13 protein-coding genes are annotated in these 13,875 nt (G+C 74.3%); 5 read left to right on the top strand and 8 right to left on the bottom strand.

What is annotated here, in order from left to right:
• The first annotated feature begins 19 nt into the window (after window positions 1-19).
• The 5 genes from HNP84_RS21075 (at window position 20) to HNP84_RS21055 (ending at window position 5,322) form a co-directional block, all read left to right on the top strand.
• Window positions 20-1,081, top strand: coding sequence for a substrate-binding domain-containing protein (locus HNP84_RS21075; protein ID WP_185051468.1), 1,062 nt, complete (start codon window positions 20-22; stop codon window positions 1,079-1,081).
• Between the two features lie 81 nt (window positions 1,082-1,162).
• On the top strand, window positions 1,163-2,182 hold the full coding sequence (locus HNP84_RS21070; RefSeq protein WP_221336515.1) for an NAD(P)-dependent alcohol dehydrogenase: 1,020 nt from the start codon (window positions 1,163-1,165) through the stop codon (window positions 2,180-2,182).
• Between the two features lie 34 nt (window positions 2,183-2,216).
• Complete coding sequence (locus HNP84_RS21065; RefSeq protein WP_185051467.1) at window positions 2,217-3,941, top strand: dihydroxyacetone kinase family protein; 1,725 nt, start codon at window positions 2,217-2,219, stop codon at window positions 3,939-3,941.
• 29 nt (window positions 3,942-3,970) lie between these two features.
• Window positions 3,971-4,546, top strand: coding sequence for a ribose-5-phosphate isomerase (locus HNP84_RS21060; RefSeq protein ID WP_185051466.1), 576 nt, complete (start codon window positions 3,971-3,973; stop codon window positions 4,544-4,546).
• A 5-nt stretch (window positions 4,547-4,551) separates the two neighbouring features.
• Window positions 4,552-5,322 carry an SDR family oxidoreductase gene (locus tag HNP84_RS21055; protein ID WP_185051465.1) on the top strand — a complete coding sequence of 257 codons (771 nt, stop codon included), beginning with the start codon at window positions 4,552-4,554 and terminating at the stop codon, window positions 5,320-5,322.
• 121 nt (window positions 5,323-5,443) lie between these two features.
• Here HNP84_RS21055 and HNP84_RS21050 read toward each other — a convergent pair whose 3' ends face one another.
• The 8 genes from HNP84_RS21050 to HNP84_RS21015 form a co-directional block, all read right to left on the bottom strand.
• Window positions 5,444-8,833, bottom strand: coding sequence for a hypothetical protein (locus HNP84_RS21050; RefSeq protein ID WP_185051464.1), 3,390 nt, complete (start codon window positions 8,831-8,833; stop codon window positions 5,444-5,446).
• Complete coding sequence (locus tag HNP84_RS21045) at window positions 8,830-9,348, bottom strand: hypothetical protein (protein WP_185051463.1); 519 nt, start codon at window positions 9,346-9,348, stop codon at window positions 8,830-8,832. Before HNP84_RS21045 ends, HNP84_RS21050 begins: the two co-directional genes overlap by 4 nt.
• Before the next feature lie 132 nt (window positions 9,349-9,480).
• Complete coding sequence (locus HNP84_RS21040; RefSeq protein ID WP_185051462.1) at window positions 9,481-10,053, bottom strand: hypothetical protein; 573 nt, start codon at window positions 10,051-10,053, stop codon at window positions 9,481-9,483.
• An 83-nt stretch (window positions 10,054-10,136) separates the two neighbouring features.
• Complete coding sequence (locus HNP84_RS21035; RefSeq protein WP_185051461.1) at window positions 10,137-10,613, bottom strand: nitroreductase family deazaflavin-dependent oxidoreductase; 477 nt, start codon at window positions 10,611-10,613, stop codon at window positions 10,137-10,139.
• Between the two features lie 5 nt (window positions 10,614-10,618).
• Window positions 10,619-11,176, bottom strand: coding sequence for a hypothetical protein (locus HNP84_RS21030; RefSeq protein ID WP_185051460.1), 558 nt, complete (start codon window positions 11,174-11,176; stop codon window positions 10,619-10,621).
• Complete coding sequence (locus HNP84_RS21025; protein ID WP_185051459.1) at window positions 11,173-11,775, bottom strand: TetR/AcrR family transcriptional regulator; 603 nt, start codon at window positions 11,773-11,775, stop codon at window positions 11,173-11,175. Before HNP84_RS21025 ends, HNP84_RS21030 begins: the two co-directional genes overlap by 4 nt.
• A gap of 56 nt (window positions 11,776-11,831) precedes the next feature.
• Window positions 11,832-12,794, bottom strand: coding sequence for a lysylphosphatidylglycerol synthase domain-containing protein (locus HNP84_RS21020; RefSeq protein WP_185051458.1), 963 nt, complete (start codon window positions 12,792-12,794; stop codon window positions 11,832-11,834).
• The gene (locus HNP84_RS21015; protein WP_185051457.1) at window positions 12,791-13,870 is read right to left on the bottom strand and encodes a glycosyltransferase; all 1,080 of its coding nucleotides are present in this window, start codon (window positions 13,868-13,870) and stop codon (window positions 12,791-12,793) included. Before HNP84_RS21015 ends, HNP84_RS21020 begins: the two co-directional genes overlap by 4 nt.
• Window positions 13,871-13,875: the final 5 nt, after the last annotated feature.

The raw sequence follows: 13,875 nt of genomic DNA, 5'->3' as shown, positions 1-13,875 counted from the left end.
CGTACCACTGGAGTTTTCCATGCGCATCAGGAGTTTGCGTGCCATCGCCCTCGCCGCGGCCAGCGTGACACTGCTGGCCACCTCTGCCTGCGGAGCGGGCGACCCCAACGCCGCCGCCGGCGGCTCGGGCGAGTCGGGCGGCGACCGCATCCGCGTCGGCATCAGCGTCTACGACATGTCGTCCTTCATCACCGCCGGCAAGGCGGGCATCGACGCGTACGCCAAGGCGAACGACATCGAGGTCCTGTGGAACTCCGCCAACCTGGACGTCAGCACCCAGGCGAACCAGGTGGACCAGTACATCAACGCCGGCGTGGACGCGATCATGGTCGTGCCGGTCCAGGCCGACTCCCTCGCCCCGCAGGTCGCCGCGGCCAAGGCGAAGAACATCCCGTTCCTCGCCGTCAACGCCGGGCTCGACAGCAAGGACCTGGCCGGCACCGTGCTGCCCGACGACGTCAAGGCGGGCGAGCAGGAGATGCAGATGATGGCCGACCACCTCGGCGGCAAGGGCAACATCGTCGTCCTCCAGGGCCCGCTGGGCCAGTCGGGCGAGCTGGACCGTACCAAGGGCATCCAGAACGTGCTGGCCAAGTACCCCGACATCAAGATCCTCGCCAAGGACACGGCCAACTGGAAGCGCGATGAGGCCGTCAACAAGATGAAGAACTGGCTGTCCAGCTTCGGCGACCAGATCGACGGCATCGTGGCCGAGAACGACGACATGGGCCTCGGCGCCCTCCAGGCGACCCGCGAGGCGGGCGTGAAGATCCCGATCGTGGGCGTGGACGGCATCGAGGACGGTCTCAACGCCGTCAAGAGCGGCGACTTCATCGGCACCAACCTCCAGCACGGCACCGTCGAGCTGGCCACCGGGCTGGCCGTCGCCGCCAAGATCGCCCGCGGCGAGGAAGTGAACAAGAACCCGGTCTACCTGATGCCCAAGGTCACCCCGGAGAACGTGGACACCTACATGGAGCACGTCGTCACCAAGCGCGACGAGTTCCTGGCCACGCTGCCCCAGTTGATCGAGGCGAACCTCAAGTCGGGCGACATCGCCAACGAAGAGCTGGCCGGATAGGCAGCGCGCGGGCGGCCGGGAAACGGCCGCCCGCCGCGCCGTGACCGCCCACGAAGCACCGCCCACCCCAGGAGAACCTCAATGACCATGATGCAGGCAGCGGTCCTGCGCGGAATCCGGCAACTGGCGATCGAAGAGCGCCCCGTCCCGGAGCCGGCACCTGGCGAGGTGCTGGTGCAGATCAACGCGGTGGGCGTCTGCGGCTCCGACGTCCACTACTACCAGCACGGCCGCATCGGCGACTTCGTGGTCGAGCGGCCCATGGTGCTCGGGCACGAGTCCGGTGGCGTCATCGTCGGCGTGGGCGCCGGCGTGGACGCCTCCAGGGTCGGCCAGCGCGTGTCCGTCGAGCCCGGCGTGCCCGACCTGACCTGCTCGGAGTGCCTGGCGGGCCGGTACAACCTGTGCCCGTCCATGCGCTTCCACGCCACGCCCCCGATCGACGGCTCCCTCGCCGAGTACGTCGCCGTGCACGAGTCGTTCGCGCACCCGGTGCCGGACTCGATCTCCGACGACGCGGCGGCCCTGCTCGAACCGCTGTCGGTCGGCGTCTGGGCCAACCTGAAGGGGCACGTCAGCGCGGGCAGCCGGGTCCTGATCACCGGCGCGGGCCCGATCGGCCTGGTCGCCACGCAGTGCGCCCGCGCGTTCGGCGCCACCGAGATCGTGGTGTCCGACGTCAACCCGCACCGCCTCAAGCTCGCCGCGGACCTGGGCGCGACCGCGACCGTCAACGTCGCCGAGACCCCGCTGCGGGAGGCCGGGTTCGAGCCGACCGTGCTGCTGGAGTGCTCCGGCCACCCGGCCGCCACCGCCGACGGGCTGCGCACCCTGGCCAGGGCGGGCCGCGCGGTGCTGGTCGGCATGGGCGAGGACCTGCCGCTGCCGCTGACCCACATCCAAAGCCGCGAGATCGAGGTCACGGGCACGTTCCGCTACGCGAACACCTGGCCCACCGCCATCGCGCTCGCCGCGTCCGGGCGGGTCGATGTGGACTCCATCGTCACCGGCCACTTCGCGCTGGCGGAGTCGGAGGCGGCGCTGCTCGCCGGCGAGCGCGACCCGCTCGCCGTCAAATCGGTGATCAACCCGCAGCGCTGACCAGCGGGCTCGCGAGCGAAGGGAGAACGAAAACATGACTCGTCTGTACGACGACCCCAGCACCTTCACCGACGACATGCTCGCCGGCTTCCTGGACGTGCACCGGGACACCGTCGTGGGCGTGCCGGGCGGTGTCGTGCGCGCCACCGAGACGCCGCCGGGGAAGGTCGCCGTCGTGGTCGGCGGCGGGTCCGGGCACTACCCGGCCTTCTGCGGGGTGGTCGGGCACGGGTTCGCCGACGGCGCCGTCGTCGGCAACATCTTCACCTCCCCCTCGGCGCAGGACGCGTACTCGGTGGGCAAGGCGGCCGCCGGGGACGCCGGGCTGCTGTTCTCCACCGGCAACTACGCCGGCGACGTCATGAACTTCACCCTCGCCCAGGAGCGGCTGCGCCGGGAGGGCATCGACACCCGGGTCGTGTTCGTCACCGACGACATCGCCAGCGCGCCGCCGTCGGAGGTCGCCAAGCGCCGCGGGATCGCCGGGGACTTCGTGGTGTTCAAGGTCGCGGGCGCCGCCGCCGAGGAGGGCTACGACCTGGACGGGGTCGAGCGGGTGGCCCGGCACGCCAACGACCGCACCCGTACGCTGGGCGTGGCCTTCGCCGGCTGCACCATGCCGGGCGGGGCCGAGCCGCTGTTCACCGTTCCCCCCGGGCGGATGGGCGTGGGCCTGGGCATCCACGGCGAGCCCGGCGTGGGCGAGGACGCGCTGCCGCGGGCGGCGGACCTGGCCAGGCGGCTGGTGTCCGGGGTCCTGGCCGAGAAGCCGGCGGGCTCGGGCAACCGGGTCGGCGCGATCCTCAACGGGCTCGGCACCACCAAGTACGAGGAGCTGTTCGTCGTCTGGCGCACGGTGGCCGCGCTGCTCGCCGAGGAGGGCCTGGAGGTCGTCGCCCCGGAGGTGGGCGAGCTGGTCACCAGCCTGGACATGGCCGGATGCTCGCTGACCCTGGTCTTCCTGGACGAGGAACTGGAGCGGCTGTGGTGCGCCCCGGCCGACACGCCGGCCTTCCGCAGGGGCCAGGTGCGGCCCGCCGCGGCGTCGGCCCGGCGTACGGGGGCCGCGCTGGGAGGCGACGCGACCGCGATCCGGCCGAGCACGCCCGGGTCCCGCGCGTGCGGCCGGGTCGTCGTCTCGGCGCTGGAGGCCATGGCGGCGGCCATGAAGGACGCCGAGGCCGAGCTGGGCCGGATCGACGCGGTCGCCGGCGACGGCGACCACGGCCGCGGCATGGTCAAGGGCACGCAGGCGGCGCTCGCGGCCGGGCGCGACGCGGCGGCAGCGGGCGCCGGCGCCAGGTCGGTCCTGGTCGCGGCGGGCGAGGCGTGGGCAGCCAAGGCGGGCGGCACGTCCGGGGTCCTGTGGGGCGCCACGCTGTGCGCGATCGGCGAGCGCCTGGGCGACGACCGCGAGGACGTCTCCGGCTCCGACGTCGCGGACGCCGTGCTGGCCGGGCTGGAGGCGCTGACCGGCCTGGGCAAGGCGAAGCCGGGGGACAAGACCATGATCGACGCCTTCGCGCCGTTCGCGGAGGTGCTCGCCGAGCGGGTCCGAGGAGGGGCGGAACTGCCGGCGGCATGGCGCGATGCCGCGGAGGCCGGCGAGGCCGCGGCCCGCGCGACCGCGGAGCTGCGGCCTCAGGTCGGCCGGGCGCGGCCGCTGGCCGAGCGCAGCGTGGGCACCCCCGACGCGGGCGCGACGTCGCTCGCCCTGTGCGCCCGCGCGGTCGCGGGCGTCCTGGAGCCCGCCCGCTGAGCCGCACAACACGAAGGGATAGGGGGGTCATGCCTGACAAGTGGCGGATCATCGTCGGCAGCGACGATGCCGGCCTGGAGTACAAGAACGTCCTGAGGGCCGACCTGGAGGCCGACGACCGCGTGGAGAGCGTGATCGACATCGGGGTCGGGGCCGAGGACACGACACCGTATCCGCACATCGCGGTCACGGCGGCGCGGATGGTGGCCGCCGGGGAGGCGGACCGCGCGCTGCTGGTGTGCGGCACCGGCCTGGGGGTCGCGATCAGCGCCAACAAGGTGCCGGGCATCCGCGCGGTGACGGCGCACGACAGCTTCTCCGTCGAGCGCTCGGTGCTCAGCAACAACGCCCAGATCCTGTGCTTCGGGCAGCGGGTCGTGGGCCTGGAGCTGGCCCGCCGGCTGGCCTCCGAATGGCTCGGCTACCGGTTCGACCAGAACTCCAGCTCCGCGGCGAAGGTCCGCACCCTGCTGGACTACGAGCTGGGGCACGACCAGGCCGACCAGGCCGAGACCCTGCGGCAGGGGGAGGAACTGGTGCGCCGGTCCCTCCTCGTCGCCGAACGGGGCCCGGGGCAGGACGCACAGACCGACACCAAGGAGTGAAGGACATGACGGCAGGCGAGAAGGCGCTTGACCTGAACTTCGGGCTCACGGGCAAGGTGGCCCTGGTGACCGGCGGCGCGTCGGGCATCGGCGCGGCCATCGCCGAGACCTACGTCGCGAAGGGCGCCCGGGTCGCGGTGGTGGACGTAGACGGCGAGGCCGCGGCGAAGAAGGCGCAGGAGCTCGGCGGCGAAAGCGCCGGATTCGCCTGCGACGTGTCCGACCCGGCCGCGGTGCGCTCCGCGGTGCAGGCGGTGCTCGCCGCGTACGGCCGCATCGACATCCTGGTCAACAGCGCGGGCGTGGCGATCCTGGCCCCGGCCGAGGACCTGGAGGTCGGCGCGTTCGACAAGACGATCGCCATCAACCTCAAGGGCACGTTCCTGGTCTCGCAGGAGGTCGGGCGGCACATGCTGGGCGCGGGCGGCGGCAAGATCATCAACCTGGCGTCGCAGGCCGCAACGGTCGCCCTGGACCAGCACGCCGCCTACTGCGCCTCCAAGTTCGGCGTGGTCGGCCTGTCGAAGGTGCTCGCCTCCGAATGGGCCGGCCGGGGCGTGACCGTCAACACGATCTCCCCCACCGTCGTCCTCACCGACCTGGGGCGCAAGGCGTGGGAGGGCCCCAAGGGCGACGCGCTGAAGGCCCAGATCCCCACCGGCCGCTTCGCCCTCCCGGAGGAGATCGCCGCGACGGCCCTGTTCCTCGCCTCCGACGCCGCCGACATGATCAACGGCGCGGACATCCTGGTGGACGGCGGCTACACCATCCGCTGAGGCGGCCCGGGAACCACACACAGGCGGGCGCGGCGCGACGACGGCGCCGCGCCCGTTCCATGCCGGCCGGGTCCATGCCGTGGCACGCCGGTTCGGAGAGGGCGGGTCAGGGGCCGGCGGGTCAGGGGCCGGCGGGCAGCTCGTCGGCGAGCGCCGCGAGGGCGACCGGGTCCACCCGTGCCAGGCCGCACAGCGGCGTGCTCCAGTGCCAGATGGCGAACGCCTGCGCGATCAGGGCTTGCGCCGGGGCGGCGGGCACGGCCGCGGCGAGTTCGGCCAGGGCGTCCACCAGCCTGCGGGCGCCGGGGTCGAACGGGTCGTCGATCCGGGACAGGCCGGCACTGCGATTCTCGTCGGCGACGCGCGCGACGAGCGTCAGGGCACGGTCGCCGTCCCCCAGCGCGACCGCGGCCCGCGCCGCCGTGACCAGGACCCGGATGAGGACCGGCGGGGCGTGCACCTCGTCGATCACTTCCTCGACCGCGCCGGTCAGCTGCAGGGTGCGGGCGGGATCGCGCGCTCCGATCGCCGCGGCGACGTCCGCCAGCGCCCCCGCCCGCGCCCAGGGCTCGGTGAGCCCGTCGGCGATCGAGCACGCGCGATCGTGCTCGCCCTTCACGGCCAGGGCGTGCGCCACGGCCGCGGTCACCGCCTCGCGTTCGACGGGATTGACGCCCCGGCCGGCGAGGTCCTCGATGCGGCCGATCAGCGCGGCGGCGTGACCGGGCCGATCCGGCCAGGCCAGGCGCAGCAGGTCGCCGTACGCCTCGGCCCGCTCGAAGAGCCCGCCGATCCGGGCCGCCGTGGCCACGGCCCGGTCGTGATCGCCCCGGCGTGCCATGACACCGCAGGTCGCCGCGAGCGCCGGGAAGCGCACCCGCGGCGGGACGTCCTCCACCACGCGCTCCGCCCCCTTGTAGTCCCCGCCGGTCGCGAGCGCCGTGGCGAGATCGCCGCACAGAGCGGCCCTGGCGTCCGGGTCCGGGATGCCGGCGAGCAGGTCGCGGATCGCGCCGGCGCGGGTCAGGTCTCCGGTGGCGGCCAGGGCGCGGAGGAGTTCGATCAGCACGGTGGCCCGGGTCACCGAACGACCGACGCGGTTGACGAGACCGTCGATCCTCGCCGCCAGTGCCGTCACACGGTCCCGGTCACCGGTGGCGGCGAGCGCGCGGGCCAGGACCGCCAGCGCCATCGCCTCGCCGGACCCGCCGGCGGCGCCGCGGGACAGCTCCTCCGCGCGCAGCGCCAGCGGCAGGGCGTCGGCGTCTCCGGCCTCGGCGCAGGCGCGGGCGACGACGCTCAGCGCGGACGCACGCAGGTGCGGCTCCCCCAGCATGCCGGCCAGTTCGCGGGCACGCCCGCGATCTCCCACCGCGATCCAGGCGTCCACGGCGGCGGCGAGTGCGGCATCCCCGCCGGACGCGTTCCGGGCGAGGGAGTCCGCGTCCGTGGCGACCATGGCGGCCCGGACGGGGTTCCCGGCATCGGCCAGAGCGGCGGCGAGGTCGCCCAGCAGCCGGACCCGTGAGGCGACGGAATCGGCACCGGCCGCGATCGTCTCGATCTCCCCCATCAGGGACGCGGCCGCCTCGTCATCCCCGCTCGCCAGCCAGGCCCGCACCAGGTGGATGAGGGCGTCGGCCCGGCGCTCGGGCACGAACGCGGAGTAGCCCGTGCTGAGCAGTGTCTCGGCCTGCCCGGCGAAGGCCATGGCCCGTGCGCCGTCTCCGGCCGACGCCGCCGCCAGTGCCGCGGCCGCGGGGACCCGCACCGGACTGATCAGATCCGTGGCCTGCGGGAGGAGCCCTTCGATCTCGTCCAGGAGCGCCGCCGCCTCCTCCGGCGAGCCGCCCGTGCCCATGCGCCGCACGACGGCGGCCAGCGCACGTGCCCGGGTGTGGGGGTGAGAGATGTCGCGGGCCAGCGCCACGGCCCTGTGCCACGCCCCCCGCCGCGCCGTCTCGTCCGCCACCGCCAGCATGGCCTCGGGGTGCCCGATGTCGCGGGCCAGCGTCACGGCCTGCTCCGTCCGCCCGCTCGCCGCCGTCGCCGCCGCGACGCCGATCAACGCCTCGGTGCGCCAGTGGCGGATGGGGATGCCGCGGGCGAGGGCCTCGGCGCGTACGGGACGGCCCAGAGCCGCCCAGACGGCGGGAAGCGCGACGGGGATGTCCGCGTTGCGGTCACGCAGGCGGTTGCGGTGCGCGGCGAGCCGGGCCAGGGCGAGCAGGTCGGGCTCCGGCTGTGCCGCGAGGGCCTCCTGCGCGGCGGTGATCTCGGCGAGCGCCGCCGCGTCGCCGCCGGTGATGTCCAGCATGCGATCGTGCCGGAGGCGGCCGGTGGCGCACGCGACCATGCGCTCGATGTCACCGGTGGACTGCAGCAGCCGGAAGTATCCGCGCAACAGGTACTCCGGAGTGCCCTCCGGCCAGCCGGACCGCCGATGGCGTCCGGCCCAGCCGTGCACGGCCTCGCGGTAGCGGTGCAGCCGTTTGCCGCCGAGGAACCCGACTGCGGTCCGCTGCAGCTCCTCGTGCGCGAGCAGGTAGACGTCCGGCAGGTCGTCGGGGGCCCACCGGCTCCGGCGGGAGGCGAACGTGCGGCCAGCCACCCCGCGCAACTGGTCGCCGACCTCGTACTCGTCCAGTCCGGTGAGCTCGGCGAGGTCGGCCGCGCTCAGGCCGCCGCCCGCCGCGGCGACCAGCCCCAGCAGGTCTCGTTCGGGCCCGGTGCCGTGCAGCAGCCGCTTCAGCTCCCGCTCCGCGTCCACCTTGATCACCTGTGCTCGGGGGGACGGGGCGAGCGACCGGACCACCGCCGGGTCGCGCAGCGGGTGGTGATCGGGCACATCGGACGGCATCACGGGGTGGCCGCGCCCGGCGACCACGACGCGCATCCCGGAGGGCGGCCGCTCGGGCAGCAGCGCGGCGATGCTGCGGGTCTCCGGCCCGGCGACGACGCCGCGGTCCTCGTCCAGGCCGTCCACGACCAGCACCAGCCGCCGCCCCCGCTCGGCGCAGGCCGCCGCGGCCCGGTCCAGCAGGCCCAGCAGGTGCGCCGCGCGGGTGGTCTCGGTCAGGAACGGCGGCATCTCCGTGTCCAGCAGGGACACGAGTTGCTCCATCACGACCTCGGTGAACGCCACCCGGTCGTCCTGGGAGGCCCACCGGGCGGTGACGAAGAAGGACACGATGTCCACGCCCTCGGGCGGGTTCAGCACGAACCACGACATCAGCGCCGACTTGCCGGCCCACGCGGGGGCGCGCCACCACGCGTACGGGCCGTGCCCCTCCTCGGTGCAGAAGGCGGCCAGTTCCTCCAGCTCCTCCTCGCGGTCCTCCAGCCGCTCCGGCGCGATGCGCCGCACCTGGTGCAGGTACGCCGAGCGCACCCGCGGGGCACGGTGGATCGTCATGTCCCCGTGCACTTCGCCGATCTGGTAGACGTCGCCCAGCACCGTGGACCGGTCGATCCGCTGACCGGCCGGCTCGGGCTCCGCCGGTGACGTCATCCGATGGTCACATCGCCGTCGATCTCACCCGCCTGGATGAGATGACCGCCGATCCGCGAGCCGCGCACGTGCTGCCCGCCCGCCCCCTGGTCGCCGTCCGCGCCACCGGCCGTCGCTCCGGGGGCCGTCGCTTCGGCGGGCGGGGCCGCGGGACCGGCCGGCTTCGGTTCGGCCGGCTTCGGTTCGGCCGGCGCCCGGGGCGTGGGGGCGGAGCCGACTTTCAGCGTTCCCGTCACCTTCGCCACCTGGACGGTGGTGCCGCCCACGGTGGTGTCCTCGACGATCTGGGCGGGATCGGCGGGCCGGGCGGGACCCGGTTCCGGCTCCGGCCGGCCGCGCGGCGGCAGCAGGTACGGGGCGAGCAGCGCCGCCAGCGCGAGCACGACCCCCACCGCACTGCCCACCTTGTCGGCCTCATCCAGCCCCACCCTGACGAGGTGGACGACGAGACCCGCGACGATGATCACGGCGGCGACCCGCCCGGCCCACAGCCACCCAGGGGTCCTGTTCGGCATGCCCGCCCTCCGTCATCGACGGCATCCGATCTGCCGGCCTCGCCGACGCCCCGGCACCGGGCGGCCACGGTAATGGTAGAGCCGCCGGCCCGTGTCGGCCAGAGTCACGCGCCGGCCGGATTCCACCGCCGGTCACACCCCGGGCACCCGGCCCGCCAGGGTCTTCCTCGCCTGTTCCACCGCGATGGGCAGGTAGCGCTCGACCTGCTCGGCGGTGCCGTACACCTTCACGATCAGGCCGCCGACGCGGACGTAGCCGGTGTCCAGCTCCAAGGGGGAGGAACCGCCGTCGTCCACCGACAGGCGCAGGGTGAACTCCTCGTCGCCGAGCCCCCGTTTCGGGCCCTCGGAGACGCGTACCGGGAACTGGCCGAGCACCTGGCCGGTCGGGCAGACCGACGGCATCGTGCGTATGACGCTCAGGTGCTTCTCGGCGGTGGCGATGTCGTCCACGCCGACGGCCATCTGGATCTGGTTCAGCACCGTGTCCGGGTCCTCGTGCCGGTAGGCCGCGAGCAGGCCCGGCTCCGGCGCGACGTCCACCAGGTCGCGCTTCAGATCGGCGAAGGCGTCGCAGCCGTCGAGCTGGTTGGGCCCGCCGAACCCGCTGCCCTGCTCCTGCGGGCCGCTCCAGCCGGGGCCGAGGGCGGCGGCCGCGACGAGGGAGAGCACGGTCTTCAACGAGTCGTATCCGCCGCACCTCACGGGCGTCTCCTTCGTGTCGGCGATGGTGGCCCATGACCGCCCGGTATGACGCGGGAAACGCCCGCATTGTTCGCGAATCGGCTTCAGCTCTCGGAAGGGGTGAAGCACACGAACGGGACGCGCTCCCCCACCGCGCGACAGTCCGCGACGCCGCCGTCCACGGCGAAGCCCATGACGCGGCAGAGCCGCCGCGCGGCGCGGGGATGGCGCGCAGCGTACCGCTCCATGATCCGGCCGCCTTCCGCGCCGGTCAGCGGCCGGGCGACCACGGGGACGACCCGGCCGCCGACCCGGACGACGGCCTCCGGCGTCTTCATCAGGTTGCGGTACCAGTCGGCGCGGGGACCGAAGCCGGACGCCGCGACGTACCCGTCTCCGGTCCTGGCCACCACCTCGATCACGGCCTGACGCGGCCTGCCGGAGACGCGGCCGGTGTGCGTCAGCAACATGACGCGCTCGCCGAGCAGGCGGTCCAGGCCGACGCGGTAGAGAAGGATCGGCAGCCGCCACACCAGGCGGCGAAAGCCGGTGGGCGGCCGGGGCGTGTCGGCGACCCGCACGGCCCTCACCCGGTCCGCTCGGGCAGCAGGTGGGCCAGCAGCAGCTTGGTCAGCAGGATCGGGGCGAACCAGGCCAGCGCGGCCGGGATCGCGAGCACGGTCACGCAGACGGCGCAGGCGAGGACCGTGAGCGCGAACGCGACCGGCCGGCGCAGGTGGGCGGGCGCCGCGAGCACGGCCAGCGCCGCCGCCAGCGTCATGGCGTACACGGCGGCGGCCTGCCCCCAGCCGAAGCCGGGCACGGCCAGTGCGATCAGGAAGGGGTGGACGTGGACCGCGACGAAGGCCGCGTGGTGGCGCCGGGTGCGGCCGGGCCGGTGGAAGCGGCGTGAGACGGCGGGGATGACGTTGGCGACGGCGCCGCCGAACAGGTCGAAGGCGATGACGGCCACGAGGGCGACCGCCGCCCAGGGGTAGCCCGCGGCCACGGCGAGCCAGGCGGCGAAGGCGGCGCCGGCGCACGCGGTGACGTACGCCGACAGCGCCTCGCCCCGCCCGGCGTCCGGGGCGACGAGCAGGGCGTTCACGCGGTCGAGCAGGCCGGCGGGGGCGGGCCGGCTCATGCGTCCCGCCCCCGCACGCCGTGCAGGCACACCGCCGCGAGCGGCTCGGCCAGTTCCCCGATCGGCACGCGCGGGTCGATGAGCCACTGCAGCACGCACCCCTCGATCGCCCCCACGATCACGGTCGCCTCCGCCTCGCCCACGCCGGGCCGGGCCTCCCCCTCGGCCGCCGCCTGCGCCAGCAGGGCGGCGACGGCCGCGCGGTACCGCCCGTAGGTCTCGGCCATGTCCAGCGGCAGCCCGTCGCCGTCGCGCCCCGAGCCCCACAGGTCGAGCAGGACCCGGGCGAGGTCGGGGGCGGCGGCGATGGAGGCGAGCACGTCCCGGATGAGCGCGTCCAGCCGCGCCAGGGCCGGCCCCGTACCGGACAGGGCCCCCTCCAGGAGCCGGTCCATGGCCGAGGCCAGCGCCTCGAAGGCGGCGCGCAGGATCTCCTCCCGGCTGCCGAAGTACATGTAGACGCTGCCCTTGGCGATGCCGGCCTCGGCGGCGACGTCCTCGATCCGGCTCGCGGCGAACCCGCGCCGGGCGAAGACCCGCACCGCGGCGTCGAGGATCTGCTGCCGCCGGGCCGTCTTGTCCACTCGTCTCGGACTCATCACTCTCCAATGACTGACTGGTCAGTCATAATAGCAGCCGGAGAGCGGGTCTCGTCTCACCCGGCTCGATCGGCCGGCCGGCGGCGGATGGCGTACTCGGCGGCTGCCAGGGCGGTCGCGCCCAGCACGACCTCGCTCACCGTGGAGACCAGGCGGCTGGCCAGGGCGACCACCGCCGCCGCCGGCGCGGGGAGCACCACGGTGAGCGCGGCGGTCATCACGGCCTCGCGGACGCCGATCCCGTCCGGGACGAAGACGGCCGCGAGGCCGAGCGTCGTGGCGAGGGTGAAGGCGCCGACGCACAGGGCCAGCGACCGGGCCGGGGGCGCCCCCATGGCGATGGCCAGCGGCCACAGGTGCAGCCCGGTGACCACCCAGGACAGGCTCTGCCAGGCGACCGCCAGCCGCACGCCGCGTACGGAGGCGGGCCTGGCCGCGGCGGGGCGGCGCAGCAGCCGCAGCAGCAGCGCCGAGCCCTGGTTGACCAGTTGCGGCCGGACCAGGACGACCACGATCAGCACGGCGGCGGCGACCAGCCACGCGGCCTGCTCCCCCAGCATCTGCACGCCGGCGAGCAGGCCGACGGTGAACCCGCTCAGCAGCACCAGGCTCATGGTCAGCGCCGCCGTGCTCATCAGCCGCCCGAAGGTGACGCCGTTGGCCGTGGCCACCTTGGTCACGGCGATCATGCCGGGGACCCTGCCGGGCACGTACTTCGACAGGAAGCCCACGAAGAAGATCCGGACCACCCGGGGCTCGCTGACCGGCGGGCCGATCTCCAGCAGCACGCCGCGCCAGGCCAGGAAGCCGAACGACAGCCCCGCCATGCTGGCCAGCATGGCGGCGGCGAGCAGGAGGCCGATCTGCCCGGCGTCGCGGCGGGCGAACAGGACCGCGACCACGCTCCAGTCCAGCCGCGACAGCGTCAGCGCGATGGCGCCCGCGACGACCAGCGCGAACGCGGCGATCAGCGCCCGTTTCAGCGGGCGCGGCAGCCGGGGAGGCCGAAGCGTCCTCACTCGTGCGCACCGGCCGGCGGCGCCGGGGACAGGCCGGGCCTGATCGGCTCCCCCTGGCGCCGGACCAGCTCGTACGCCACGCGCAGCAGCCCCGCGCAGGCGCCCAGGAAGAACGCGGTGTGGAAGCAGAGCTGCATCCACACCACCCACATCGCGAAGCCCGCGCCCCGGTGCGCGCGGGCGAACCCGGCGAACCTGCGGTTGCGGTGCAGGAAGATCCCGAACGCCGCGGCGGGCACGGCCAGCAGCCACGGGCTGAGGAACGCCAGCGGCAGCGTCAGGAAGGTGGCCGTGGCGGAGGCCGAGGAGATCGCGGGTGGTTTGCGGCGCTTGTGCTGCCCTGTTCCGATCATGTTGAGCTGGAAGCCGACCGTGCCCTGCCCGCGCAGCCGCCGCGCCCTGACCATGATGACCGGAAGGGTGGTGGAGCGGACGAACCGCTCCCTCAGGCAGCCCCAGAACCGGTCCTCGTCGTCGGCCCTCGTGACCACGGAGGTGGTCACCACCAGCCGGTAGCGGGCCGGGACCCGGGTGCCGAACTCGAAGTCCTCGCCGTCGCGCAGCCGCTCGTCCAGCCCGCCCGCCTCCTGGAAGACGTGCCGCGGGACGAGCGTGCAGGACAGGAACGTGGCCACCGTCCGGCTGCGCTCGTAGTGCTCGCACAGCACCCGGTACCGCTCCACCGGGCCGTCGTCGTACAGCGGCTCGATGTCGTAGATGCCCTGGACCATCCCGCAGTCCGGCGTGTCCCGGTACGCCTTGACGGCGTTGTGGATCGCGTCGGGCGCCAGGGCCGTGTCGGAGTCCACGAAGAACAGCAGCGGGGCCGAGGTGCTCGCCACCCCGAGGTTGCGCGCCGCCGCCGGGCCCCCGTTGCGCGGCGCCACCACGACCGCGCAGGGGAACTCCCGCGCTATCGCCGCCGAGCCGTCGGTGCTGACGTCGTCCACGACGACGACCTCGGCCGGGGCGTACGTCTGGGCGTACACCGACTCCAGGCACGCCCGCAGGGTCTTGTTCTTGTTGTAGTTCGGCACGATGACCGCGACGTCCGGGCGCCAGGCCACGTTGGTCATATCCG

The organism is Thermocatellispora tengchongensis, assembly GCF_014202315.1.
GTDB classification, from domain to species: Bacteria; Actinomycetota; Actinomycetes; order Streptosporangiales; family Streptosporangiaceae; genus Thermocatellispora; species Thermocatellispora tengchongensis.
Note: the sequence above shows the minus strand (reverse complement) of the source record. Positions and strands in the feature narration are given on the sequence as shown.